The sequence below is a fragment of the Polaromonas sp. OV174 genome, assembly GCF_900112285.1.
In the GTDB taxonomy this organism is placed as follows: Bacteria; Pseudomonadota; Gammaproteobacteria; order Burkholderiales; family Burkholderiaceae_C; genus Polaromonas.
This window is the reverse complement of the sequence record NZ_FOKZ01000002.1, coordinates 124,880-147,966: the sequence shown is the minus strand read 5'-3', so window position 1 is coordinate 147,966 and position 23,087 is coordinate 124,880. Positions and strand designations below refer to the sequence as shown.

The following is a 23,087-nucleotide window of genomic DNA, read 5'->3' as shown; positions in this document are numbered from 1 at the left end:
GTGAATAACTTTGCCGGCAAGGCATTTTTCGGCCGGCAAACCATCAAAGGATCAAGCGGGCTGTTTGGGCTGCCGAGCCTGTCTTGCCTAGAATAGGGCGCTGATGCTACTCAAGGTCCACGCCCGTCCATGAAGCCTTTTTCCATTCCGATACGTACCGAATGCCCGCCCGGCACTTGTGTCTGTGATCGGGAGTCGCTGCTGCAGGCCAGCGAGGGCGACTTGCGGGTGCTTCAGCTGACCCGTGAAGAGGAAAAGCGCTTGATCGAGCGGCTGGAAAACCTGGGCAGCCTGAGCGAGTTGCGCCGGATCGAGGAGCGCATGGTGCAGCAACTGGGCATTCGGCTGAGCATCAGCCAGAGCCCCAACGAAGTTCGCACCTTGAAGGGCATTGTGATTCTGGTGCTAGATCAACCTGGCCTTTGCCGCAAGACCCGGCAGGCGATTCCCGCCGCCATCAAGAAAAGCATGGAAAAACGGCCGGAGATTGCTTTCGAACTGGTCGATGAGAGCGGCCTGTTTGCAGGATTCTGAGCGCAGGCTTGCGGCGAACTTGTGCACAGTTCACCAAAAAATGTGAGCGGCGAAATATGCCAGTGAAACAGCGCACGGCATTTTTTTCGGGATGCGCCCAAGACGGCAAAAGATTGAAAATCATGGCCCTTTCTCTCTTGTTGCCAGTAAGCCGGCACACACCTCATGACCCAAGCCAACACCCGTACAAAGCCCCAGTCCTCTTCTAGCGCCTTGCGTCGCATTCTTCCTGACCTGGTGATCCTGCCTTCGATTGCCCTGATTCTCAGCGCCATCATGAGCTGGGCCAATGTCGGATTCGGCGACGAGTTTCTGTCCCGTTGGGGCTGGAGCTTTCTGACCAGCGTCGTGGTATTGCCCGTGATTTTGGCGTGCCTGGGGGTGATAGACCGGGCTGTGGCTGCGGTACTGAGCTCTGCGCCTGTACTGATGCGCAAGCTGGTGGTTGTGATAGTCACCGCCGTTTTTATCGAGAGCATTTTGGCCTTGGCCGTAACCGCGATCAATGGCTCGGCGGGCGGCTCTTTCGCTCTAGGATGGTGGCTCGCATTCAGCCGGTCCATTCCCGCCGGCTTGGTGATTTCCTCGTTTTTTGTCTTCTACATGAAGCCCAAACTGGAACGCCTGCGCGCAGGGGCGCAGCGTTCAACATAAGCCAGTGATAGTTAGTACGAACCGTGCCGGCTCGGCAGGCTGTTCCTGCGTATCCGGGGCCGGCGGCAAATCCTCACCCGCAGGCCAACCAGCTTTATCGGCTCACCGCGAAGCGGCCACGCCAATCAAAATCAACAGCAGCACGAGCAGCGCCGCGAAAAAGATCTTCACCCAGCTATAGGGTTGCTCGCCGGCAATCGCGCCGGTGTAGCCGTTGGCCACCACCTGGAAGTTGCGCGCGCCATAGGTGTAGCTGACCAGCCAGACCGGCACCAGGATGTGTTTGAAGCTGCGGCCTTCGTAGCGTGCGCCGACCTGCAGATCGCGATAGGTATCGCCCGGCACCTGCTGGGCGCACAGCGCCCGCATCTGCTGCTCCATGTCTTGCTGGTTGACTTTGGCGGCCTGGTGCAGATCGATCTGGTAGCGCTCCACCGTCCAGCCGCGCACAAATTCGGGCGAATAGGGCTTGAGGTCGGTGAGCGTGGGAAAGGGCTCTATCTTGCGCATCAGCGGCGCATGGACGCCGGTGGTGCCGGGAACCAGTTCGTCGTCAAAAAAATGGTTCAGGCTGCCGGCGGCGGGCTCCCAGCGCGTGCGCTGCACCTGACGGGTTTGCACCGTGCCGTTGTTGTCGCGGTAGTTTTCGCTCTCGTAGTAATAGTGGCCGGCATCGGCCTGCCACTGCGCGCTGACATGGGCGTCAAAGGTCCAGTAGGGCAGGTAGACGCCGCTCAGCGTGTCGGTGAGCGCGGCCGATTTGAGCTTGTTGGGCGCAAACCAGCGTGAGCCATACCACTTGCGCAGGCTTTCCCGCATCTGCCCGTCGCTGATCTTGAAGGGCAGCAGGCTTTGCGGCGTGATGGCGTCGTTGCTGCTTTCGTGTTCGATGATGGAGGGCGAGCCGCAAAAGTCGCAGACCTTGGCCACCTTGCCATCGACAAACACCGAGATCGCATGACAGCTCTGGCACTGCACCTCGCGCTTTTTCTGGCCCGCTGCGGCGTCGCCCCAGCCGCGCCCGCTGGCCGGGTTCTTCAGTGCCTCCAGCAGGTCCTGCTCGGCCACCATGGCGCCGCCCGGCTGGCCGGCCTTGCTTTCGGCCCAGGGCACGACGGTGCCGCAATAGGGGCAGACCAGTGCCTGCTTGGCCGCATTCCATTGCAGGTCGCCGCCGCATTCGGGGCAGGGGTGTTTGCCCACGGTCGCGGGGCTGAGGGTAGCCGTCATCGTTGGGGGTCGCTGTCAGTGCTGGGGAGGGTGGCGGGGCAGGACTGTTTTAGCCACGCAAAAATTCTTCCAGCGCGCTCTTGACAATGCGCCAGGCGCTGCCAATCTTGCGCGCCTTCAGGTCGCCGGCGGTGATGGAGGCCATCACGTCCTCGACTGACACCCCCAGCAGCTGAGCCGCCTGCTCCGGCGTCAACACGTCCAGGCCGGTTGCGGCCGGTGCGCTGCCAGCGACAGCGGTGGGCGCAGCAGCGGCAGGCGCGCCGGCCTGCATATTGCGCACCATTTCCTGCGCCATGCCAAAACCCATGGCCATCTGCGCCGGCATGGTGGCGGCCGCGCCGGCTTCGCCGCCCTGGCCCATGGCCACGCCCATCTGGTACTTCACATAGTCGTTGAGGTTGCCGATCACGCTCATGCTGGAGCGCTTGTCTATGGCCTGCTCCACCTCCGGCGGCACAGAGACGTTTTCCAGCAAAAAGCTGGTGATCTCCAGGCCGTACTTCTCGCGCATGGCCGGGTTGATGATGGGCAAGAGGGCGTCGCCCAGCTCCGAGTAGCGCTGCGCCACGTCCAGCGCCGGTACGCCGGCGCGCGCCAGCGCTTCGGTGAAGACGCTGACGATGCGCGAACGCATGGTGTCGGCAAACTCGTCAAGGCGAAAGTTCTGGTCGGTGCCGGCCACTTCGCGCAGGAATTTGGGTGCTTCGACAATGCGAAAGTCGTAAGTGCCAAAGGCCCGCAGGCGCACCACGCCAAAGTCGCGGTCGCGCATCATGACCGGGTTGGCCGTGCCCCATTTATTGCCCGTGAACAAGCGGGTGTTGAGGTAGTAGACGTCGCACTTGAAGGGCGACTGAAAACCGTATTTCCAGCCCAGAATGGTCGACAGCACCGGGATGTTTTCGGTGCTCAGCGTGTGCTTGCCGGGGTTGAACAGGTCGGCGTACTGGCCGGCGGCCACAAACTGCACCTGCTGCGATTCGCGCACGATCAGCTGCGCGCCGTTCTTGATTTCCTTGTCCTCATCCGGCCAGCGGTAAGACAGCGTGTCGCGCGAGTCATCGGTCCATTCGATGACCTCTATCAGTTGTTTCTTGATGATGTTGAGCAGGCTCATGTCGCATCCTTTTAGCGTGGTGGGCGAGGGGCTGAATCGGGCCCGCCCATTATCAGCCAGCACTGTGTAAGAAGTCAGGCTGATGACCCGGCCTGTAGCCGCAGGGCGGCGTGGGGTTATAAGGTGCTTGTGCTGTGCGCCGCCACCCTAAAATCGGGTGTGCCGGTCGCGCCAGCCCTGTCATTGGGGTGCGTTGCCCGGTGAAGCGAGAAATACAGCGAAAAATGCGATGCTTGATGCCCCAAGGAGTGCCCGGTTTGAATCTGTCCAGAATGCGTCGTGACGCCCCGCTAGCCCAGGCGCTGTGGCGCGCGGCAGGCCTGGGCCTGCTGTGCCTGTCGGGGCTGCTGGCCGGCTGCGGCACCGGCGTCAAGTCCTTTCCCCTGCAGGAGAAATTCGGCTCCACCACCACTTTTTCCCGCCTGTTCGACGCCACCCCGGCGCAAACCTGCGAGGCCGCCAGGCGCGCTCTGCTGAGCCAGGGCTATATCGTCGACATCGCCAGGGCCGAGCTGGTGGAGGGGCAAAAAAGCTTTCAGCCAGAGGCCGAGTCGCATCTGCAGATGGCGATACGGGTGGTCTGCGCACCGGACAGCTCAGACGGCAAGGTCAGCCTGGGTTTTGTCACCGCCCTGCAAGACAGCTACACGCTGAAAAAGAGCAACAACTCGGCCAGCCTGGGCGTGGGCGCCATCGGCTCGGTTTCCCTGCCCTTCATGTCGGGCAGCGAGTCCATGGTCAAGGTGGGCAGCGTCACCATCACCTCAGCCACGTTTTATGACAGTTTTTTTGACCTGGTGGACAAATACCTGGTGGTGGATGAGGACCTACCTTGAACAGACCGCGTCAAGCCCGCTACTGAATATCGCTGTCACGCCAGCTTCCCGGCGCCAGGCCGTTTAGCGTGTAAGGGCCGACGGCAGCGCGTATCAGGCGCAGGGTGGGAAAACCCACCGCCGCCGTCATGCGCCGCACCTGGCGGTTGCGGCCTTCGCGTATGCCAAGTTCTATCCAGGTGGTGGGGATGGCCTGGCGAAAGCGCACCGGTGGGTCGCGCTCCCATAAGGCCGGCGGCGGCGCCATCAGCTCGGCGCGAGCCGGGCGGGTCGGGCCGTCATTGAGCTGCACGCCCGCTCGCAAGGCTTGCAGCGCCGCCTCATCGGGCTGGCCTTCGACCTGAACCCAATAGGTTTTTTCCAGCTTGAAGCGCGGGTCGGCAATGCGGGCCTGCAGCTGGCCGTCATTGGTCAGCAGCAGCAGGCCCTCGCTGTCGGCATCGAGCCGGCCGGCTACATAAACGCCGGGAATTTCTATGAAATCCTTCAGTCCGCGCCAGCGCCCTTCGGGGGTGAACTGGCTGAGCACACCATAGGGCTTGTTGAAGAGAATCAGGCGGGAAACTTTGGCGGGGCCGGCGGCGGGATGCATGGCGGGGGAGGATAACACCGGCTGCCAACAACGCGATCAAGTAAGCTTTAAGCCGAACTCTCGCCTGGCTGCCACGGCAGAAGGGCGCCGGGGGCCGGTCGCCACGGCACAAGCGTCTACGGTCGCGCGACCGGCACAAGAGTGGCGCCAATCAAGAAAGAAATTTATGCCAAACCAGTTTGATGTGGCCATAGTCGGAGCAGGTGTAGCCGGTCTGGCAGCCGCCAGGAAACTTCAGGGTCTGGGGCGCAGCGTTGTCGTCATTGAGGCTTCGGGGCGAGTCGGAGGCCGCGCATGGACGGACGGGGCATCGTTTTCCGTTCCGGTAGACCTCGGCTGCGCCTGGCTGCACCAAGCGGATCGGAATCCGCTAACCCCTCTTGCGCGCGCTCTGAACTTCACGCTCGTCGACCACGAGCAAGCTGCAAAGCACGTCATGTTCAGGGGCGTACCCGCGCCAGCCAGGCGGAACTTGACGCCCTGGACAAGGCTTACCAAGCGCTCGAACGACGGCTGGCCAACGTAGGCCCTGGCGATAGCTCGATGGCATCCCTGCTCACAGATCCGTCCGACTGGGCCGCACACATGGCCGTTCGAACCGTTGCCGAGCTGGATACCGGCGGCGCTGCAGAGAACACCTCTGCTCTGGGGGTCTTTGAGCAAGGCTCAACATCACCAAACTGGCTGGTCCAGGAGGGTATGGGGCGCATTGTCGAGTCCCTTTCTCCCAGGATAGGGCTTGCATTGAACTCGCGCGTTTCGGAGATTGAACAACTGTCTGGCGGCGTCAAGCTCCTTACATCCGGTGGAGACATCAGGGCACAACACTGCATCGTGACGGTGTCGACGGGCGTGCTTCGCGCCGAAGCCATTCGGTTCAAGCCAGGCTTGGAGAATGCCGCCCTGGCAGCGCTGGATGCCTTGCCCATGGGGCATTTCAACAAGGTCGTGATGGAGTTCGATGGACCGCTGCAGGGATTCGCGCCTGGCGACTGGCTCAGCGCAGGGAAACAATTTCAGCCGGAGAAAGCGCTCGCGTTTTTGGTCAATCCCTTCGGCTCCCATCTGGTCATCGCACTGGCCGGTGGCGCGTATGGCCAGCAGCTCTCAAGCCTGCCCGCTCGGGATGCCGAAAACGAGGTGATGTCTCAGTTGAAGGACTGCCTGGGAACCCTTGGAGGCAGGAAGCTGACAGCCAGCTTAAGGACTGACTGGTCGGCGAACGCCTTGTTCAATGGTGGCTACGCCTATCTGCGCACCGGCGGCGGTGATGCGAGAAAGACCTTGGCGAGCGCTGGCACCGACCGCATCCACTTCGCGGGAGAAGCGACGGCCGTTGACTTGGCCCAGACCTGTGGTGGCGCCTACCTCACGGGCATAAGAACCGCGGAACGTATTGACACCATGCTCCGCAACGCTTGAGCCTAGGGGCCGGCTCAGGCGCCCAGATGCGGCGGCTTGCCCGGTGATGCCGGGTGGGCCGTATCGGTGGGCCATTCGCCGCCATGGGCCTGCAATTGCCGGCGCACATAGTCCACATGCTGGCGCAGCGTGTAGACCCGGTCTGAAAAATCCAGCGAAAACTTCATGTGGCTCACATCGAGCTCGATCTGGTCTAGCTTCACCCTGGCCTGGGCAATCTCGTCGGCGCTGAGCTGGCGCGCCTGGATGTCGCGCTCCATCTCCAGCAGCGCGCCGTAGCGGCGATAAAGCCGGCTCTTTTCGCGGAACTCGAAGAGGAAGGGCAGCACTCGGAACAGCGGCACCGCAATCGCCACCAGCGGCACCAGCACCAGCAAGAGGCGCTGCAGCGCATTGGCCGCCCAATAGGGCAGGTAGCGCTGCAAAAACGGCCTACCGTCCTTGTAATAACGCGCCGCCTCGTCGGCCAGCGGGTAGTCCGTGCCAAGCTGGCGGGGAAACTCGTCCGGTTTGTTCAGCAGCGTGCCGCCCCGGTGAATCTCATGCGCGGCTTCCAGCAGCAGGTAGGCCAGCGCCGGGTGCAGGTCGTGCTGCACCACCAGGTTGGCGGTGGTCGTGAGCAGTGTGATGTCGTCGTGCGGCAGGTCTTGCGCCGGATCGACCGAGCCGGCCGGCAGCGTGACGCGCGAGAGATAGGGCAGGCGCCGCGTCAGCCCTTCGGCATGGGTCAGCGACACCAGTTGCACGCTGGGCTGGGCCAGCAGCAGTTGCACGGCCGGCGTTTGCGGCGCGCCAATCAAGACCAGCGCATCCAGCTCTTTCGCCATCAGCGCCTTGGCGGCTGCCAGACCGCTGTCCGGCGTGAGCGTGGCATTGGCCGCCGTCACGCCGTAGTTTTGCAGCACCTCCAGCGCCACCTTGCGCGTGCCGCTGCCCTTGGGGCCAATCGCCACTTTCTTGCCGGCCAGCGGCCCCAGCCCTTTGCCCAGCGGCCCGGCCAGCGCAGCCTGGGTGAAGATCCAGACCGGTTCATAGCCCATCACGCCCAATGAGCGCAGCGGCGTTTCGGCATAGTCATCGGCCGGCTCCAGCGTCAGCTGGCCCAGCCCGCTTTGCATGAAGCCGATGGCGGTGCCGGCATGGAGCCGCTCCAGGTTTTGCACCGCGCCGGTCGAGGGCAGGAGCTTAAGGCTCACCCCGTTGGCCTTGAGGTAGCTCTGGTACTTCAGCGCAAACTGGTGCACCGCCCCTTCGACCGCGCCTGTGGTCATCTCCGCCGTGCGCGGCGGCGCCGGGCTGATGGAGCGTGACAGCAGTGACAGAGCCACCGCCAGCCCGGCAACGATCAGCACGGTGAGCAGCAGGGTGTGCTTGCGGGTCAGGCTGGGGATGAGGAGCATGGCGCTTGATCCATTGTTGTTGGTCAAATAGGCTTGTAGCGCAATACAGATCTGCGCAGACTGCTACTAATTATGTAGCAAATGACGTTGCAGGTGAGGCCGTGGCCTCAGGCCGCCCGCGTCCACACCAGCAAGAGATTGTTGGCCGGCATGGCGTGGCGGGCCGAGAGCCGCAGGCCGGCTTGGGCGGCTTCCAGTTCCACGTCTTCGCGGCGGCGAATGCCCCAGGCCGGGTTTTGCGCGCGCAGGCTTTGGTCAAACACCAGGTTGCCCGCCGAGGTGGGCACTTCGTCTTCCAGGTAAGGGCCGTAGGTGATGAGCATGCCGCCCGGCGCCAGGTGGCGGGCGCTGCCGCGCATCAACGCGGCGCAGGTGGCCCAGGGCGAGATGTGCAGCATGTTGGCGCAATAGATGACGTCAAAGAGGGTGTCATCGGGCAGCCAGTGCTCTGCCATCACGTCCAGCAGCAGGGGCGGGCGTACATTGCTCAAGCCCAGTTGCTGCGCCCAGGCCGCAATGCTGCCCAGCCCGTCCGGCCCGGCATCACTGGGCTGCCAGCTCCAGTCCGGCAGGCCGGCGGCGAACCAGGCCACATGCTGGCCGGTGCCGGAGGCAATCTCCAGCGCCTTGCCGCGCTCTGGCAGCAGCAGCTGCAGCACGTCGCGAATGGGTTGCTTGTTGCGCTCGGCGGCGGGGCTGAAGTCGGCTTGGGTCATGCGGCAAGTTTAAGGCGACGAGATTTCATGAGCCAAATAGGCTTCTAGCCCGCGTGAAATATGCGCAAGAAGCTATTGTTTTGATAGTGTTTACGCGCTCGCTCAGGGCGCCTGGCTGTCGTTGGCGGCGGGTGTCTGCGGCTCGGCCGGCAGGGGCAGCGGCTGCCCGCCTTTCCAGCGCCGCACCACGCGCTGAAAGATCAGCGCATTGGGAATCTGCAGCAGCGTGCCCGCGTTGGCGCTGTCGCTGTCTTCAAGCGAGGTGTAGAGCAGGTTGATGTCCACCACGCGGCCCCGGGCGCCGGGCTTTTCGGCGGTGTCCAGCACTTCTATGGTGTCGCCTATGCGAAACGGCCGCACGGAGAAGATCAGAAAGGCGCAAAACAGATTGGACAGCACGCTCCAGGCGGCAAAAAAGGCCACCGCACCGACAGTGGCAAAGCCGGTGAAAGCGGTCCACAACACGGTGGCCGACACGCCCACGCGCTCCAGCACCAGCATCAGCGCCGCGGTCATGATGGTCCAGCGCAGCATGCCCCTGAGCGGCATGGTGAGCTCCAGCGGCAGCTGGTAATGCCGCCCGACGCGGTTCACCAGGCGACGCAGCAGGTATTGCAGAATCCAGGCGGCCAACAGGATTAGCAGGATTTGCACGCCAGGAACAATGATTTCAAGCCAGTCGCGAGTCCATTCGGGCAGGTAAGTGATGAGGGAGCGGCGCATGTGGGTATGGTCTGTTGGGGGCTGGAAAGCGTGAGGTGGGAGGGGGGCGTCGGGCCGCAGATTCTAGTGTGAGGGCCATTGTTGCCGTCACGCGTTTTGCTGTGTGCACTGGCCCCACCATAACCGAGTGCTGATGGGCATTATTCAAGCGCAACAAAATAGTTGCTCATTGGGTTTTTCCGGCGCAGAATAAACACGCAACAAATTGGTTGCTTGTTTATTCTTCAAGGAGATTTTCATGAAGCACTACCAACGCCAAATCCTGCTGTCTGCCCCGCCCGCCGTCGTCTACCAGGCCCTGAGCACACCCGAAGGCCTGCGCAACTGGTGGACGCAGACCTGCGACATTGCCGCTGCCGTGGGCGGACAGTCCACCTTCCGCTTTGGCGAGCACTACAAGGTCATGCAGATTAAAAGCCTGCTGCCCGGGCATGAAGTGCGCTGGCATTGCGTGCGGGCCCTGATCAATGTCGACGCCTTCACCCGCAAGGACGAATGGGTAGGTACCGACATCGTTTTCAAGCTCACGCCGCAGCCCGGCGGCAAAACCCGGCTGGACTTCGAACATGCCGGCCTCACACCGGCGCTTGAATGCTTTGCGGTCTGCGAGCGCGGCTGGAATCTTTATCTCGGCAGCCTGCAAAGCCTGGTCGAAACCGGGCAGGGCAGGCCGCATCTCCCCGCAGCAGCGAGCTGCTGCTCTGCCTGAGCACAGCCGCGACATGCCGCACGCACACCGCTAACATTCACCCCCAGGAGACCCCTCATGAGCACCACAAGCAGCACCGATCGCATCGAAAGCAGCATCCACATCTTGGCCCCGCGCACCAAGGTGTGGGGCGCGCTCTCCAACGCCGAGGCCTACGGCAAATGGTTTGGCGCCAATCTCACCGGCAAGACATTTGTCCCCGGCCAGCGCGTGCAGGGGCCCATCACCATCAAGGGCTTTGAACATGTGGTGTTTGACGTGGTGATAGAACGCGTCGAGCCCGAGACCTTGATGAGCTACCGCTGGCACCCGCATGCGATAGACCCGGCCGTCGACTATTCGCAAGAAGAGCGCACCCTGGTGACCTTTACCCTCAAGGACGCCGCCGACGGCACGCTGCTGACAGTGGTGGAAACCGGCTTTGACAAAGTGCCGCCAGCTCGCCGCATGGAGGCCTTCCGCGGCAACAGCAGCGGCTGGACGCAACAGATCAACAACATCGCCCGATATGTCACCAACCAAGCCACGAGCTGATAAAGCCGGAGCGCCCCGGGCCGACCTGGCGTCGGTCTTCTTCGCGCTGGGCGACAAGACGCGCCTGCAGCTGATCGCCGTGCTGTGCGCGGGCGGCGCGTTTTCCATTGCGCAACTGACGGCCAACACCGAGCTCACCCGCCAGGCCGTGACCAAGCATTTGCAGGTGCTGGCCGATGCGGGCCTGGTGACAGACCTGAAGCTGGGCCGCGAGCGGCTCTGGCAGTTTGACCCGGCGCAGATGGAAGAAGCCCGCAAGTCGCTGGAAGTGATTGGCCAGCAGTGGGAGACGGCACTGGGCCGCTTGAAGGCTTCGCTGGAGGGCTAGGAAGTCGGACGTGGCGCGTGGAGAAAGAGCAAAGCCGGCGGGGTGCCGGCTTGCTGGTTTATAGCGCTATTGCTTTGATAGCTGCTTGCGCCCGTGCTACCTGGGCTGCAAGCACTTTTTTCTTGAAGAAGGTTCAAGCCGCCTTGGCGGCGCGGCGCTGGCTGAAAGCCGATGGGCGTTTGGCCCTGACCGTTGTCACATCGTCGCCGGCGATCTTGCTGGCCAGATCAGCGCTCTTTTGCTCGATCTGAGCGGCCAGCTTGCTCAGCGCCAAGGCGCCTGGCGCGCTGGCTTGGGCCAGCGTCTGCAGGGCGGTCACGCCGGTTTTTTCTTCAAACAGGGCCGCGTTGGCCGCGGCGCGCTCCACGCCGGCCTCGGCCACCTTGCGCAACTGCTTGACGACTTGCTGCGCGCCTTCGCTGCTCAGGCTCAAACCCTTGACGTAGTAGGCGCTGAAGGCCAGCTGCGCCGCCGAAGCGTTTTTGACCGTTTCGGCCGTTAACTGCGTGCGCGACTCCTGCAGCGCACGGTTCCAGCGCTGCTCCAGCAGGCTGACCACGCGCTCGCCGCCGGCGCGGTAGGCATCAATCACGTTTTGGGCGGTATTGCCATAAGACGCGATCAGGTCGCTGGCAAGGGTGGACAGGTTTTTGGCGCTCATGGGGTTTCCTTGGGTTGAAGCTGGAGAGGACCCACCATGTTGAGGGTTTTCCCTAGTGAGCGCGACCTAATGGGCTAGAGAGGCTTATCCAGAAACAAGCCGCAGCCGGGCAGGGTAGGAAAAATTGCTATGTTTCTAGTAGCTTCCTGCGCCCGTATTCATTGGGCTGGATGTCATTTTTGCTTGTAACTTCCCGGCGGCAGACCGCAAACCATGGCCACGCTTGACGATCCCCGCCCGTTTTTTGTCCGCTTTTGCGCCTGCCTCAAACGGCCAGAAACAGCGCCGGGTCCACCATGCTGCGGTTCAGCATCACGCCCCAATGCAGGTGAGGCCCGGTCACCCGCCCGGTGGCGCCCACGGCACCCAGGCGCTCGCCGGTTTTCAGCCTATCGCCAGGCTTCACGGCTATCGCGCTCAGGTGGCAGTACATGGTGAGCAGCCCGCCGCCGTGGTCCAGCCACACCGTGTTGCCGTTGAAAAAATAGTCGCCGGTGTCTATCACCCGACCCGGCAGTGGTGCCGTGATGGGCGTGCCGGTGGCGGCGGCAATGTCCATCCCGCTGTGCGGATTGCGCGCCTGCCCATTGAACACGCGCCGCAGCCCGAACGAGCTGGAACGCCGCCCCGGCACCGGAACGGGCATGCGCAAGGCCGAGGCCAGTGGCAAAGGTTCGCTGAAGGTGGCCATCACCGTCGCCTGGTGGTCGCGCTCGCGTTCGTAGCGTGCGTTGTCTTCGGGCGACAGGTCCACGGTTTTGGGCGACACCTTCAGGCGCTGCTCGCTGTAGCGCTTGGGCGCCACCGTGTAGGCAAGCTGGCGCTGGCCGCCGCCCTCGGTCTGCACCGCAATGCTGGCCTCGCCGGGCGCGGCGGCCAGCGCAATACCGAGCAGTACTGTCCATCCGCTCGTATCGCCCAGCACCAGCAGGGGCACATCCGCATCACCCTGCCGCACATGCGCCACCGGCCGCGTTGCCGCCGGGCCAAGCGACAAGCGGGCGATGCCGCCGGGAACCTGCAAGGCGTTTGGCCAGACAGCAGCGGACTGTGGCGTGGCGGCTGCGGCAAGGCGTGACGCGGGCAGCACCAGCAGGCCCATGGCGCCCAGCAGGGCGGAGCGGCGATTAAGTTCAGGGTGAGCGATGGGGGGGCAGGGCGTGGGCATGGCGTTTGAGGAAAAAAGGAAGGACGACGTGCGATGCGTGCGCCGCTTTGCATAAGCGTTGGCAGCTAGACAAGTAATAACGAATTCATTCACCGCACAAAGCGCGAGGGAATCAGGCGCCGCATCTGGCCGCCCACCACATCCCGAAAGCGCACGCTATGCAGGCAGATGCCGCCGGTCAGTCCGACCAGGCAGCCCAGCACGGTATCGAAAAATCTCGCCTGCATCAGCGGCCCCAGCGCTGCCTGCCCCAGTGTGGCGGCTTCGACCAGCAGGATCGTCAGGGGCGTGATGAAGATGGCGGCAAAGGCGTAGTGCCGCACTATCGCCGTCTCGATCACGAGCGTCAGCAGCATGAGCATCAGCGAAATCGTCCATTTGTCCAGCGGCAGCAGCAACAGTGCCCAGGCCACCAGCAGGCCGATGCCGGTGCCGACCACACGGTGCAGTTGCTTGCTCCATACCGCGCGCACCGACACGCCCTGAATGACGGCCAGGCAACTCACCGGCACCCAGTAGGCTTTTTGCAATTGCAGTGCCTGCGCCAGGGCCAGCGAGATGCCCACGAAGACACCGATGACGACCGAGTCGAAAACCACGAAATCAAAGCTGGCCGGCGGCAAGGGCAGGGCCGGCTGCGGCGCCCGAAAACGCAGGGTGTAAATGCTGTAGAAAAACGCGATCAGGCACGCCAGCAGGGTTCCCATGGCGATCAGTCCGACCATGAGCGGCACCTGCAAAACCTCCAACGGCGAATACGCCCCGATCGCCGCTGCCATGATGAAGAACAGGCTGCCCGGCGGCCCCACGGCGTAAAACCGGCAGACCATCGTGGTCAGTATGGCGATGAAGACCAGCATCGGCATCATCAGCAGCGGGAAAAAGTGGCTTATCAGCCCCAGCGTGTAGCAGGCGGTCATGGCAAATGCACAGGCCATCAGGGTCACCATGCGGTGCGACATGGGCGTGGTGGGCAGATATAAAAACGCCAGCCCGCCTAGCGACGAAACCAGTCCGTAATTCATGTGATCAAAATACGCGCCGACCAGCAGCGGCAGGCCCGTCGCCAGCGCGGCGGCGAAGGGCATCTGCCACAGCCGGTCGCTGGGTTTGATCGTCATCAGAAGACGCAACTCTTCGAGCACGAATCTTTTAAGTTCAGCCCATCTGCTGGTGGGTGTCATGGGTGTCATGTTCTCTGGCCCGCTCAGGAACGGTGCTAGTTACGGTTTTGCCATTTTTCGGCACAGGTAGGCCATCCGACAGGCTTGGCCGCAAGGCTTCGTCGTTGAAACGAACGGCTTTTGTGAAATGTTCATCTTAGCCCGCCACGGTGACGGATGGGCGCTTCATCTCAAGCCGGCGGCGGGGCTGAAGTCGGGAGCGGGCATGGGGTAGTGCCGTGTGGGGTTAAGCATGGGTTTGTCTGTTGGCACTTGGCCGGGCGGCCCATCGCGGCCAAGCGCCGTAGGCTAACCGGTTCCAGGCGAAAATTTATGATGAACGAGGCTGTAGCGCTTGATGCGTAAGCGCTAGCAGCTATACAAATAGTAGCGGATTGGGTTTGATTGCGTTGCTGTACGCTCGCCCTGGCGCAACACGCTGCGGCCACCCGCAATGTCGGATGAGCTGGCTTCACCCTCGACCGCATTGCCTATGATGGCATGTCGCCGCACGTCAGCATGAATCACTACTACAGGATGCCACCATGACTACCACCCCAAGCCACACCGGCCTTCAACTTCGCTCCCTGGTCAAGGCCAGCGGCGAGCTTGAAATTTCTCTGCTCAGCGTCGAAACCCCGGCGCCGGCGCCCGACGAAGTGGTGATCCGCATCGAAGCCACGCCCATCAACCCGTCTGACTTTGCCTTGCTCTTCGGCGCGGCCGACCTGGCCACGCTCAGTGTGTCGGGCACGCCGGCCAGCCCGGTCGTCAGCGCCGGCATTCCCGAGGGGCGCATGCCAAGCATGGCCGGTCGGCTGGGCCAGTCGATGCCCGTGGGCAATGAAGGCGCCGGCGTGGTGGTGGCCGCGGGCTCGTCCGCCGCCGCGCAGGCGCTGCTGGGAAAAACCGTGGCCGTGCTGGGCGGGGCCATGTATTCGCAATACCGCTGCGTCAAGGCCGCGCAGTGCCTGGTCTTGCCCGAAGGCACGACGCCGGCCGAGGGGGCATCCTGCTTCGTTAACCCGCTGACCGCGCTGGGCATGGTGGAAACCATGCGGCGCGAAGGCCACAAGGCGCTGGTGCACACGGCGGCAGCGTCCAATCTCGGCCAGATGCTCAACAAACTCTGCCTGAAAGACGGCATAGGCCTGGTGAACATCGTGCGCAAGCCCGCGCAGGCGGCGCTGCTCAAAAGCATGGGCGCCCAGCATGTCTGCGACAGCTCGACCCCCACCTTCATGCAAGACCTGACCGAGGCGCTGGCGCAAACCGGCGCCACCATCGCCTTTGACGCCACGGGTGGCGGCAAGCTGGCCGGGCAAATCTTGACTTGCATGGAGGCCGCGCTGAGCCGCAGCGCCACCGCTGCCTACAGCCGCTATGGCTCGACCACGCACAAGCAGGTCTACATCTACGGCGGCCTGGACACCGGCCCGACCGAGTTCGCCAGGAACTTCGGCTTCAGCTGGGGTATGGGCGGCTGGCTGTTGTTTCTGTTTCTCGAGCGCATCGGCGAAGAGGCCGCGCAGGCCATGCGGCAACGCGTGGCGGCGGAGCTGAAAACCACCTTTGCCAGCCACTACACCCAGGAGGTTTCGCTGGCCGAGGCCCTGCAGCCCGAAGCCATCGCCGCCTACGGCCAGCGCACGACAGGCGCCAAGTACCTGATCAACCCGAACAAGGCCGCCGGCGCTTAATGCACCGCCGATAAAAGATCAGCTCACGCGGCACTGCGATAGCATCGCCGCATGAGTACCCAATACGAGAGCCTTAAAACCGCCACGCTTTATACCGATGCCTTCCGTGTGGCCGCCCCCGCCGTAGCCGTGGGGCGCGACGTCTGGCCGCGCCAGCCGGGCGTTTTCATACGCGCGGGCAAAGCCGTGGAAACCGAAGCGGTCGAACAGGCCGAACAGCCCGCAGATGCCGCAGACGCCGACAAACCCCCGCGTGAGCTGCCACCCCGTGAGCTGGTGGCCGGGCAATTTGGCCTGGTGCCGCGCTGGTGCAAGTCGGTATCCGACGCCAAGCTGCGTTCGACCAAGCTGGTCAATGCCCGCTCGGAAACCGTGACAACCTCCAGCAACTTCCGCGATGCCTGGCTGGCCGGCCAGCGCTGCATCGTGCCCATGCAAGCCTTTATGGAAGACGACTGGCGCAGCCGCAAGGCCGTGCCCACCCGTATTGCCCGGGTCGACGGCGTGCCCCTGGGCGTGGCCGGCTTGTGGGAAAGCTGGACCGGGGCCGACGGCGAGGTCATCGTCAGCTACACCCTGCTCACGGTGAATGCCAACAGCCACGCCCTGATGAGCCGCTACCAGCAGCCCGGCAACGAAAAACGCATGCTGGCGATCCTGAACGAGGGCGCTTACGACGCTTGGCTGAACGCCCGCCCGGAGAAGGCCAAGGAGTTCATGCGGGCTTATCCGGCGAATTGGCTGACGGCTAATCCGGTTGAGAACAGTCGCCAATAAGCGCTTGAGGCTGCCAGCGGGGGGTCACGTGACCCGCTAGGTTATCGCCCATGCTGCGCGGGTAGTTTTGTCACCTCAAAAAGCAACTTGGTTGATCGAGATTTAATTGGAATCTGACCCCGAACTCCCCGTTTATGCTTGCCTGCATCCCACTTATTAAACAATCCTGCGAACACCCATTTGTAGGCTCACACAAAAACCAGTTATGGCTATTCCAGATTTCCAAACACTGATGCTTCCCGTCCTCAAGGCCTCGGCTGCTGGTGAGGTGAAAATTTCCGACGTGGTGACGCACCTGGGCAAGCAACTGGCGCTGTCCGAAGAAGAGCTTTCTGAATTACTGCCCTCGGGCAAGCAAACCACGTTTGCCAACCGCGTTAACTGGGCCAAGAGCTATCTTGGCAAAGCGGGATTGATTACGCTAACTAAACGAGGGCATTTCGAGATCAGCACACGCGGCAAGACCGTATTGGCTTCCCCTCCGCCCATCATCAACATCAAGTTTCTTGAGTCCTTCCCCGAGTTCAAAGAGTTCAGGGAAGCCAACGGCCAGTCGTCCGCCACACCCCAACCCGAAATCGTCAATCTGAAAGACTTGACGCCCGACGAAATCATTCGCTCTGCATATGGTGAACTGCACGATTCGTTGAGTTCGGAATTGCTGTCGAAAATCCTTGCTGCGCCGCCCGACTTTTTTGAGCGACTGGTGGTGCAGCTGCTGATCGCGATGGGCTACGGCGGCTCAGCCATTGAAGCGGGCAAGGCTTTAGGCAAAAGCGGTGACGGAGGCGTGGACGGCGTGATCGACCAGGACGCACTGGGCCTTGACCGCATCTACGTGCAGGCCAAGCGCTACACCGACAGTAAAGTGTCGTCTGGTGAAATACGTGATTTTTTCGGTTCTCTTGACCGATTCAAGGCTAGCAAAGGTCTCTTCGTCACCACGTCTTCTTTTTCGCCAGCGGCCAAAGAGACAGCTGACCTGCTTAGCAAGCGCATTGTGTTGATCGATGGCCATCAACTTACCCGGCTGATGATCCGTTTTGATATTGGGTGCAGGGTGGAAGAGACTATTCACATCAAGAAGATTGATGAGGAATTTTTTGAATAAGCAAACCCCATTGGGCTCATTGGAATCTGACCCCAATTCCCCCTCGATTACCGTTCAAAGATTCCTAGAATGGACTGAGGAACAAACAGGGAGGGGAGATGCCAAAAATCTATGGCAAGAAAATCGTCGTGCGACCCGTTAAATCGTTGTGGCCGCATTGGATCGCTCGCGTATTTGAGTCATTTCGCGAAATTCCATGGCTGAGCTTGACAGCGATAGGAACCTTTTTGGGCGTCGTTCTTCTTTTCTTATATTTCCGGTCTATTGAACATTTCCCGTCAGAGTTTTCCGTAGTAGTTAGCTTGGGTGTGGCCACACTGGCTTGCGCAATAGGTGTGCTTGTTTTTGCCGCGCTAGGTTTTGCAGGGCCAGCCATCATTTATCGGGAGTATGTGTCTGGCGACAGGGGTGTTGCTGCTGAGCCCAGCAAAGTCTTTACCGACCTTACATTGACCCTCCTGCAACTCGGTGGGGTAGGCGTACTATTTTCTTGGATTCTTCTCAGTGATTATCTCAATTGCAAACCTAGCTCTTTATTTTTTATAATTCTTGCGCCGTTGCTATTGATTACAGGCGGCAGTTCATTTGTGGCTGTCCTTTGTAATAAGAAGGATAAAAAGCCTTTAAGGGCTAGACTCGGAACCGCAGTCAGCGTCGGAGTGTTTGGACTAGCTCCTTTTCTGGCACTCAGTCCTTTACTTCCTTTGTTCGACCTCTCATGGCTCAGCGGGTTCGTGATTCTGTTGGGATTATGGGTTCTCGCGATCATGGCAAATGCTGCAATGGCTACAAGGCTTCCCGCGCTTGCCACAGCCATGATTGCGCTGTTTTGTATGTTCATTGCATACATTCTTCTGCCATTGATCTTCGTTCAACCATCTTTTTTCCCTGCGTTGATAGCGACGCACGTAGGCGTACGTGGTGATCATCCGCAGAATCTTTATGTGCCCAATAAAACTTGTGAGCTCATCGGTAGCGCGATGAAGAGCGCTGGCGCTACAAAGGTGGTGAGCTGTGCGTCGGACGACTGGAATGAGGTCGTGGCTGTAGTGCTGTCAAACGTTGGAGAGCGTTGGTTGATCGAAATCGGTGTTGAACAGAAATCAATTGACAGTGATCTGAATAGGCTCAGGTTAACGATACCGGGTAAAGATGTGCAAATCGTGAATAGGAAAACTGCTCAGAGCGTCAGGGTGAACGCGTCTCGTTGTTCCAATCGTAATAAATAAGTGGATACGGACTGGACGCTTCAGCTTGGCTTTGTTGGGGTGTTAATTGGAATCTGATCCCGATACCCCCAAACTGGTCAATGCCCGCTCGGAAACCGTCACCACCTCCAGCAACTTTCGCGATGCCTGGCTGGCCGGCCAGCGCTGCATTGTGCCCATGCAAGCCTTTATGGAAGACGACTGGCGCAGCCGCAAGGCCGTGCCCACCCGTATTGCCCGGGTCGACGGCGTGCCCCTGGGCGTGGCCGGCCTGTGGGAAAGCTGGACCGGGGTCGACGGCGAAGTCATCATCAGTTACGCCCTGCTCACGGTGAATGCCAACAGCCACGCGCTAATGAGCCGCTACCAGCAGCCCGGCAACGAAAAACGCATGCTGGCGATCTTGAACGAGGGCGCTTACGACGCCTGGCTGAACGCCCGCCCGGAGAAGGCCAAAGAGTTCATGCGGGCCTATCCGGCGAATTGGCTGACGGCTAATCCGGTTGAGAACGGCCGCCAATAGGCGATTCGGGTTGCTCAAAAAGCAGCTGGCTTGATCGCGGTTCCATTGGTGGCTAGTCCCGAAAGAAGCTATCATTTTAATAGCTGGTAGCGCTAATCAGTATTGGGCTAGAGGCCGATTTGGCTTGAGATTTCGTTCCTCAGGGCGATATGAGCTGCTGAGGTTCGATCAGCTTGAAAACGGCACGCCTTTTTCAAGCTGCGCCGCTTCCTTGGCCCGCATCTTGGCGGCTATGTATTCGCCCTGAGTCACGTAGAGCAGGTTGGCAATTTTGCCGATCAGGCTGATTTCGTTCTCGTCAAGATGGGCGTCGGCGTAAGCCACCCGCCACATGGCTTCCACCACCGCTATCTTCTGCGCCTGCGTGAACTGCTCGTTCATGCTGCTGGTGAACTGGTAGTAGTCGTTGGCCGTTTTGGCCGCCTGCCGGGCCCGCTCCACCAATTGCTCCAGCGCGTCTTCGGGCAGGGTGAACCGCTCGCGCAGCGCCGCCGTGATGGCGGCTTGCTGCGCGGCGTCCGAGTTGCCGTCCACCCGCATCACCTCCGTCAGCAGCACCGCCGTGGCCAGTTGCAGCGTTTGCTCGCACTCCTGTGGCGACTGGCTGCCGGCCGGGGCCAGCAGGCTTTCAAAAAGCTCCTTGAGGGCATGCAGCATGCTTTGTTTCCGTCAGTGAATAGGGGTAGATGGAGCAGCGTGTGAGGCATTGGTTCCCGCGAAAGCCCAAGCGTCTTCAGCTCGCCCGGAGCCCCTGGTATGTCGCCGTTTTAGTGATTGAGAATGATGTTGGCGATCAAGCCCGTGGCGATGGCGATCAGCACATAGTCGCTGCCCACCTGTACCCATTGCTGGCCGCGCGGCGGCGGGCTCAAGTGGTGGGCACGGTAGTCGTTCACGTAGTACTGGCTGTTGCGAAAATCGCGCGGAATATAGCCGCCACGCCTGAATTCCGGGCCTTGTGCGTTGTAGTAGTGACCGCGATCGTTTCGACGCATGTCGCTGTGGTCAAAACGGTCTGCGTCGCGGTTGTCCATGGGGCGAGCATTGCGGTGCTGGTTGGGTGGTGCGCCAAGCTGCGGGCCGTGCTGCTGCATCTGCGGCCGCCCCTGGTGAGGCGCGTCGCGCCCATTGTTGCCCTGGGCAAACGAGAGCGAACTGAGCCCCATGCTGGCAATGGCAATCGCACAAACGATGGTGGATTTTCTGGTTTTCATGACATGGCTCCTTGTATTTATGAACCTTCATGCTGCGTGGCGCATGTGTCTCGTATGTGTATGGTGCGGGCCGTTTGTGCAAGAAGGGTAGCCAGTTGTGCCTTGAGATTTGCCTGCCTTTAGGCGGGGCGCGCGGGATTTGGCTTTGCTTCCTGATGACGGCGATTTTTGTTGATGGGCTCTGGGGCTTGTTGTTCCAATAGTCCGGCAACGAAAAACGCATGCTGGCGATCCTGAACGAGGGCGCCTGCTCGGTGAAGGTCAGGGAGTTCATGCGGGCCTATCCGGCCAACTGGCTGACGGCTAATCCGGTTGAGAAAGGCCGCTGATCAGCGCTTGGGCGGCCGCCGGGGATCGCGTGAACTGCTGCGTTATCGTCAATACAGCCCAGGTCATTGCGGCACCTCAAAAGCAACTTGGTTGATCGAGGTTTAGTTGGAGTCTGACCCCAGTTCTCCCATTGGTTTCAGTGAAAACCCGGGCGCGCTCATGGCTCGCCCGGGCTCCCCTGTAGGCCGCCGTTTCAGTGATTGAGAACGATGTTGGCGATCAGACCCGTGGCGATGGCGATCAGCACATAGTCGCTGCCCACCTGCACCCATTGCTGGCCGCGCGGGGGCGGGCTCAGGTGGTAGGCACGGTAGTTGTTCACCACGTACTGGCGGTTGCGGTAATCGCGCGGAATATAGCCGCCGCGCCTGAATTCCGGGCCGCGTGCGTTGTAGTAGAAACCGCGATCGTTTCTACGCATGTCGCCGTGGTCATAACGGTTTGCAGGGCGGCTTTCAACAGGGCGCACATGGGAGGGGTGGCTGGGTTGTGGCCCATATTGAGGCCCGTACTGCTGAACCGGCGGCCGCGCCTGGGATGGGGTGCGCCAATCGTTGTGCTGTGCAAACGAGAGCGAACTGAACCCCATGCCGGCTACGGCAATCGCACAAGCGATGGTGGTGGACTTCATGGTTGTCATGATGTGGCTCCTTGTGTTCATGAGCCTCCATGGTGCGTGGCCCATGTGTCTTGTATGTATACCGCGCGGGCAGTTCGTGCAAAGAAGGGTAGCCAGTTGTGCTTTGAGGCTGGCCTTCCTTTACGCAGGGCGCGCGGGATTTGGTTTCACTCCTGAGGACGGAGATTTTTGTTTATGGGCTCTGCAGCCTATTGTGTTGGTAGCCCGGCAATAAAACGCGAATGCTGGCGATCCTGAAAATGGGCGTGTACGACGGCCTGGCTGAGCGCCTGCTCGGAGAAGGCCGGGGAGTTCATGCGGGCCTAGCCGTTGAAGAAGTACCTGAGTTGATCGGCGCCAGTGAGTAATTGGAGTTTGACCCTAATTCACCTTACTCAGAAAAAATGAGACCCGATTCACTTACTCGGGAAAAGTTGAAATGGCGCTTTAATTGTTTAGGCGATTGCATTTCGTTTTTCAGACAATAGCGCAGCCGCTCGGTCGAGCATTTCGTCCGGACTTGTTGGGGTGCGTAATTGGTCAAACGCTAGACTAATGTTTTCCCTGCTGAATAGAGTGACTTGATGTTGAGTTAACTGACGTTCCTCAACAGCAATTTGTGCTTTGGGCAGACCACAAGCTAAAAATGCATAGACCTGAAGGTTGTGTCCAGTAGTCTCCAGCGTCTTCATGAGTGCGTTTCGTCTATCAACTAATTTCCCGAGTTTGTTCTGAAAATCGGAGATTTTTGTAGTGCATTCAACGATAGCGAGTTTCCCCCCGGGGGACGTGACGAGAATGTCCGGTGCCTGTGTTTCGACCTGAATTGCACTTGAAAAGCCTAATAGGAAGAGCAGCGAAGCAACTCCTTGTTCAAACCTAACCGAATCCACTGCCTCAAGTAGGGCGTGCTTTAGCTGTTTGAGATCCTTGTCGAATAACTGTGTAGCAACATATCTTGAATTTATTGCTTTTTCGGGGTCATCGAACCACCTACGTCTTACCGTGCGTCTGCCTACTATCAACATGGCCAATACGCTGTTTGCATTGGTCAAGTCCAAGTTTAGAACTCCGGATCGTCGGCCCTTTTTGACCTGCTTCCACACTATTAAATTACTAGCCTGCTTGCGCGTTTCGATACCCCTCCCAGGGAATTCTCGTGTGGCTAGAACCAGTCTTGATGTGTCAAATTTCGGATGAGCGCTTAAAGTCAATCGAAGTTTGTTCCTGTGTACTTTTGTTTCATCGAAAATTATGTCGACCGGCGGCCCAATGCGCAAAGTAATTGAAGGCGCTCGGCCGTTCACTCTGGTGTCTGTAAGTTGCAACCATGAGCAGATGTCTGACATACCATCGAATGGAGGAGTGGCAAGCCGCAGTGCATTGTCAGTGACTATTGACTCCGATAATGACGCGGGTCTCAAGTGGGCACCCGTAACCATCAGATGGAGGTCAGAGAATCCAGTGTCACGATGCGGTATTTCAGAGTAGTAGTCCATCTCAGCACCGCTTTGAAGTGACAGTTGCAAATCGTGCACTTCCAGATGGCCGCTTGCCGCTTGGGTAAGCCGTTGAAGAATTTCATCTTTTTTTAAAGATGAGAAGATTTCTCGGCCAGCTAGCAGATTGCCAGCTTTGATCGCGAAGTTATCGACTTTTTCTGGTGGTAGCGGATAGAAAGACAGGGTTGCATCAACAATGTTGAAGATGCCCTGTTCGATAGTTGCGAGGTAGTGAATGCTCAGTGAATAGGAATCGCAAATCCACTCGGCGGCAGACTCCAAAAAATGATCTCTGGTAGCCTGTCGATTCATC

The 23,087-nt window shown here is 60.4% G+C and carries 24 protein-coding genes and 3 pseudogenes; 14 read left to right on the top strand and 13 right to left on the bottom strand.

The window, feature by feature from the left end:
• The first annotated feature begins 129 nt into the window (after positions 1-129).
• Together BM160_RS02485 and BM160_RS02480 are read left to right on the top strand one after the other, a co-directional pair.
• On the top strand, positions 130-534 hold the full coding sequence (locus tag BM160_RS02485) for a hypothetical protein (protein WP_091999900.1): 405 nt from the start codon (positions 130-132) through the stop codon (positions 532-534).
• A gap of 165 nt (positions 535-699) precedes the next feature.
• Positions 700-1,188, top strand: a complete 489-nt coding sequence (locus tag BM160_RS02480) for a DUF2798 domain-containing protein (protein WP_091999897.1) — start codon at positions 700-702, stop codon at positions 1,186-1,188.
• 102 nt (positions 1,189-1,290) lie between these two features.
• Here the strand turns inward: BM160_RS02480 and BM160_RS02475 are convergent, their stop codons facing one another.
• Both BM160_RS02475 and BM160_RS02470 read right to left on the bottom strand, forming a co-directional pair.
• On the bottom strand, positions 1,291-2,418 hold the full coding sequence (locus BM160_RS02475; RefSeq protein ID WP_091999894.1) for a Trm112 family protein: 1,128 nt from the start codon (positions 2,416-2,418) through the stop codon (positions 1,291-1,293).
• Between the two features lie 49 nt (positions 2,419-2,467).
• Entirely contained in the window at positions 2,468-3,538 is a 1,071-nt protein-coding gene (locus tag BM160_RS02470) for an SPFH and helix-turn-helix domain-containing protein (protein ID WP_091999890.1), read from the bottom strand.
• Positions 3,539-3,810: 272 nt separating this feature from the next.
• Between BM160_RS02470 and BM160_RS02465 the strand changes: the two genes are divergently transcribed.
• Positions 3,811-4,374 carry a DUF2242 domain-containing protein gene (locus BM160_RS02465; protein ID WP_091999887.1) on the top strand — a complete coding sequence of 188 codons (564 nt, stop codon included), beginning with the start codon at positions 3,811-3,813 and terminating at the stop codon, positions 4,372-4,374.
• A gap of 19 nt (positions 4,375-4,393) precedes the next feature.
• Here BM160_RS02465 and BM160_RS02460 read toward each other — a convergent pair whose 3' ends face one another.
• On the bottom strand, positions 4,394-4,966 hold the full coding sequence (locus BM160_RS02460; protein WP_091999884.1) for a pseudouridine synthase: 573 nt from the start codon (positions 4,964-4,966) through the stop codon (positions 4,394-4,396).
• On the opposite strand from BM160_RS02460, the pseudogene BM160_RS02450 reads away from it, so the two are divergent.
• Positions 4,965-6,388 (top strand): annotated as a pseudogene (locus BM160_RS02450) (flavin monoamine oxidase family protein). The gene BM160_RS02460 and the pseudogene BM160_RS02450 overlap by 2 nt on opposite strands.
• 14 nt (positions 6,389-6,402) lie before the next feature.
• Here the strand turns inward: BM160_RS02450 and BM160_RS02445 are convergent.
• The 3 genes from BM160_RS02445 to BM160_RS02435 all read right to left on the bottom strand — a co-directional run bounded on the left by BM160_RS02445 (position 6,403) and on the right by BM160_RS02435 (position 9,227).
• Positions 6,403-7,788 carry a TAXI family TRAP transporter solute-binding subunit gene (locus BM160_RS02445; protein ID WP_091999878.1) on the bottom strand — a complete coding sequence of 462 codons (1,386 nt, stop codon included), beginning with the start codon at positions 7,786-7,788 and terminating at the stop codon, positions 6,403-6,405.
• 107 nt (positions 7,789-7,895) lie between these two features.
• Positions 7,896-8,504 carry a DUF938 domain-containing protein gene (locus BM160_RS02440; RefSeq protein WP_091999873.1) on the bottom strand — a complete coding sequence of 203 codons (609 nt, stop codon included), beginning with the start codon at positions 8,502-8,504 and terminating at the stop codon, positions 7,896-7,898.
• Positions 8,505-8,606: 102 nt separating this feature from the next.
• Positions 8,607-9,227, bottom strand: coding sequence for a mechanosensitive ion channel domain-containing protein (locus tag BM160_RS02435; RefSeq protein WP_091999870.1), 621 nt, complete (start codon positions 9,225-9,227; stop codon positions 8,607-8,609).
• A 238-nt stretch (positions 9,228-9,465) separates the two neighbouring features.
• Between BM160_RS02435 and BM160_RS02430 the strand changes: the two genes are divergently transcribed.
• Genes BM160_RS02430 through BM160_RS02420 form a run of 3 tightly spaced genes read left to right on the top strand, consistent with a single transcriptional unit; the run spans position 9,466 to position 10,798 of the window.
• Positions 9,466-9,936: an SRPBCC family protein gene (locus BM160_RS02430; protein ID WP_091999867.1), complete on the top strand. Its 471-nt coding sequence runs from the start codon at positions 9,466-9,468 to the stop codon at positions 9,934-9,936.
• Between the two features lie 57 nt (positions 9,937-9,993).
• Positions 9,994-10,470 (top strand): SRPBCC family protein, encoded by a 477-nt coding sequence (locus BM160_RS02425; RefSeq protein ID WP_091999862.1) that lies wholly within the window; start codon positions 9,994-9,996, stop codon positions 10,468-10,470.
• Positions 10,445-10,798 (top strand): ArsR/SmtB family transcription factor, encoded by a 354-nt coding sequence (locus BM160_RS02420; RefSeq protein ID WP_091999859.1) that lies wholly within the window; start codon positions 10,445-10,447, stop codon positions 10,796-10,798. Before BM160_RS02425 ends, BM160_RS02420 begins: the two co-directional genes overlap by 26 nt.
• A gap of 133 nt (positions 10,799-10,931) precedes the next feature.
• On the opposite strand, the gene BM160_RS02415 is transcribed toward BM160_RS02420, so the two are convergent.
• The 3 genes from BM160_RS02415 to BM160_RS02405 all read right to left on the bottom strand — a co-directional run bounded on the left by BM160_RS02415 (position 10,932) and on the right by BM160_RS02405 (position 13,748).
• On the bottom strand, positions 10,932-11,459 hold the full coding sequence (locus BM160_RS02415) for a hypothetical protein (protein WP_091999856.1): 528 nt from the start codon (positions 11,457-11,459) through the stop codon (positions 10,932-10,934).
• A gap of 265 nt (positions 11,460-11,724) precedes the next feature.
• Positions 11,725-12,627 (bottom strand): peptidoglycan DD-metalloendopeptidase family protein, encoded by a 903-nt coding sequence (locus BM160_RS02410; protein WP_091999853.1) that lies wholly within the window; start codon positions 12,625-12,627, stop codon positions 11,725-11,727.
• Positions 12,628-12,716: 89 nt separating this feature from the next.
• On the bottom strand, positions 12,717-13,748 hold the full coding sequence (locus BM160_RS02405) for an FUSC family protein (protein WP_255368577.1): 1,032 nt from the start codon (positions 13,746-13,748) through the stop codon (positions 12,717-12,719).
• 587 nt (positions 13,749-14,335) lie between these two features.
• Between BM160_RS02405 and BM160_RS02400 the strand changes: the two genes are divergently transcribed.
• The 5 genes and pseudogenes from BM160_RS02400 to BM160_RS02380 form a co-directional block, all read left to right on the top strand.
• Positions 14,336-15,490 carry a zinc-binding dehydrogenase gene (locus tag BM160_RS02400; RefSeq protein WP_091999846.1) on the top strand — a complete coding sequence of 385 codons (1,155 nt, stop codon included), beginning with the start codon at positions 14,336-14,338 and terminating at the stop codon, positions 15,488-15,490.
• A gap of 51 nt (positions 15,491-15,541) precedes the next feature.
• On the top strand, positions 15,542-16,267 hold the full coding sequence (locus tag BM160_RS02395; RefSeq protein ID WP_091999842.1) for an SOS response-associated peptidase: 726 nt from the start codon (positions 15,542-15,544) through the stop codon (positions 16,265-16,267).
• Between the two features lie 205 nt (positions 16,268-16,472).
• Complete coding sequence (locus BM160_RS02390; protein WP_091999837.1) at positions 16,473-17,378, top strand: restriction endonuclease; 906 nt, start codon at positions 16,473-16,475, stop codon at positions 17,376-17,378.
• A gap of 98 nt (positions 17,379-17,476) precedes the next feature.
• Complete coding sequence (locus BM160_RS02385; RefSeq protein ID WP_091999835.1) at positions 17,477-18,607, top strand: hypothetical protein; 1,131 nt, start codon at positions 17,477-17,479, stop codon at positions 18,605-18,607.
• 70 nt (positions 18,608-18,677) lie between these two features.
• Positions 18,678-19,109 (top strand): annotated as a pseudogene (locus tag BM160_RS02380) (SOS response-associated peptidase); the annotation flags it as partial.
• 168 nt (positions 19,110-19,277) lie between these two features.
• On the opposite strand, the gene BM160_RS02375 reads toward BM160_RS02380, so the two are convergent.
• Both BM160_RS02375 and BM160_RS02370 read right to left on the bottom strand, forming a co-directional pair.
• Positions 19,278-19,766, bottom strand: coding sequence for a tellurite resistance TerB family protein (locus BM160_RS02375; RefSeq protein WP_091999829.1), 489 nt, complete (start codon positions 19,764-19,766; stop codon positions 19,278-19,280).
• A gap of 110 nt (positions 19,767-19,876) precedes the next feature.
• Positions 19,877-20,323 carry an RcnB family protein gene (locus BM160_RS02370; RefSeq protein WP_255368575.1) on the bottom strand — a complete coding sequence of 149 codons (447 nt, stop codon included), beginning with the start codon at positions 20,321-20,323 and terminating at the stop codon, positions 19,877-19,879.
• A 206-nt stretch (positions 20,324-20,529) separates the two neighbouring features.
• Here BM160_RS02370 and BM160_RS22080 point away from each other — a divergent pair.
• Positions 20,530-20,652 (top strand): annotated as a pseudogene (locus BM160_RS22080) (SOS response-associated peptidase); the annotation flags it as partial.
• Between the two features lie 194 nt (positions 20,653-20,846).
• On the opposite strand, the gene BM160_RS02360 reads toward BM160_RS22080, so the two are convergent.
• Entirely contained in the window at positions 20,847-21,293 is a 447-nt protein-coding gene (locus tag BM160_RS02360; protein ID WP_255368573.1) for an RcnB family protein, read from the bottom strand.
• A 221-nt stretch (positions 21,294-21,514) separates the two neighbouring features.
• On the opposite strand from BM160_RS02360, the gene BM160_RS22885 reads away from it, so the two are divergent.
• Positions 21,515-21,640: a hypothetical protein gene (locus BM160_RS22885; protein ID WP_255368572.1), complete on the top strand. Its 126-nt coding sequence runs from the start codon at positions 21,515-21,517 to the stop codon at positions 21,638-21,640.
• Between the two features lie 87 nt (positions 21,641-21,727).
• On the opposite strand, the gene BM160_RS02355 is transcribed toward BM160_RS22885, so the two are convergent.
• On the bottom strand, positions 21,728-23,086 hold the full coding sequence (locus tag BM160_RS02355) for a hypothetical protein (RefSeq protein ID WP_091999826.1): 1,359 nt from the start codon (positions 23,084-23,086) through the stop codon (positions 21,728-21,730).
• Position 23,087: the final 1 nt, after the last annotated feature.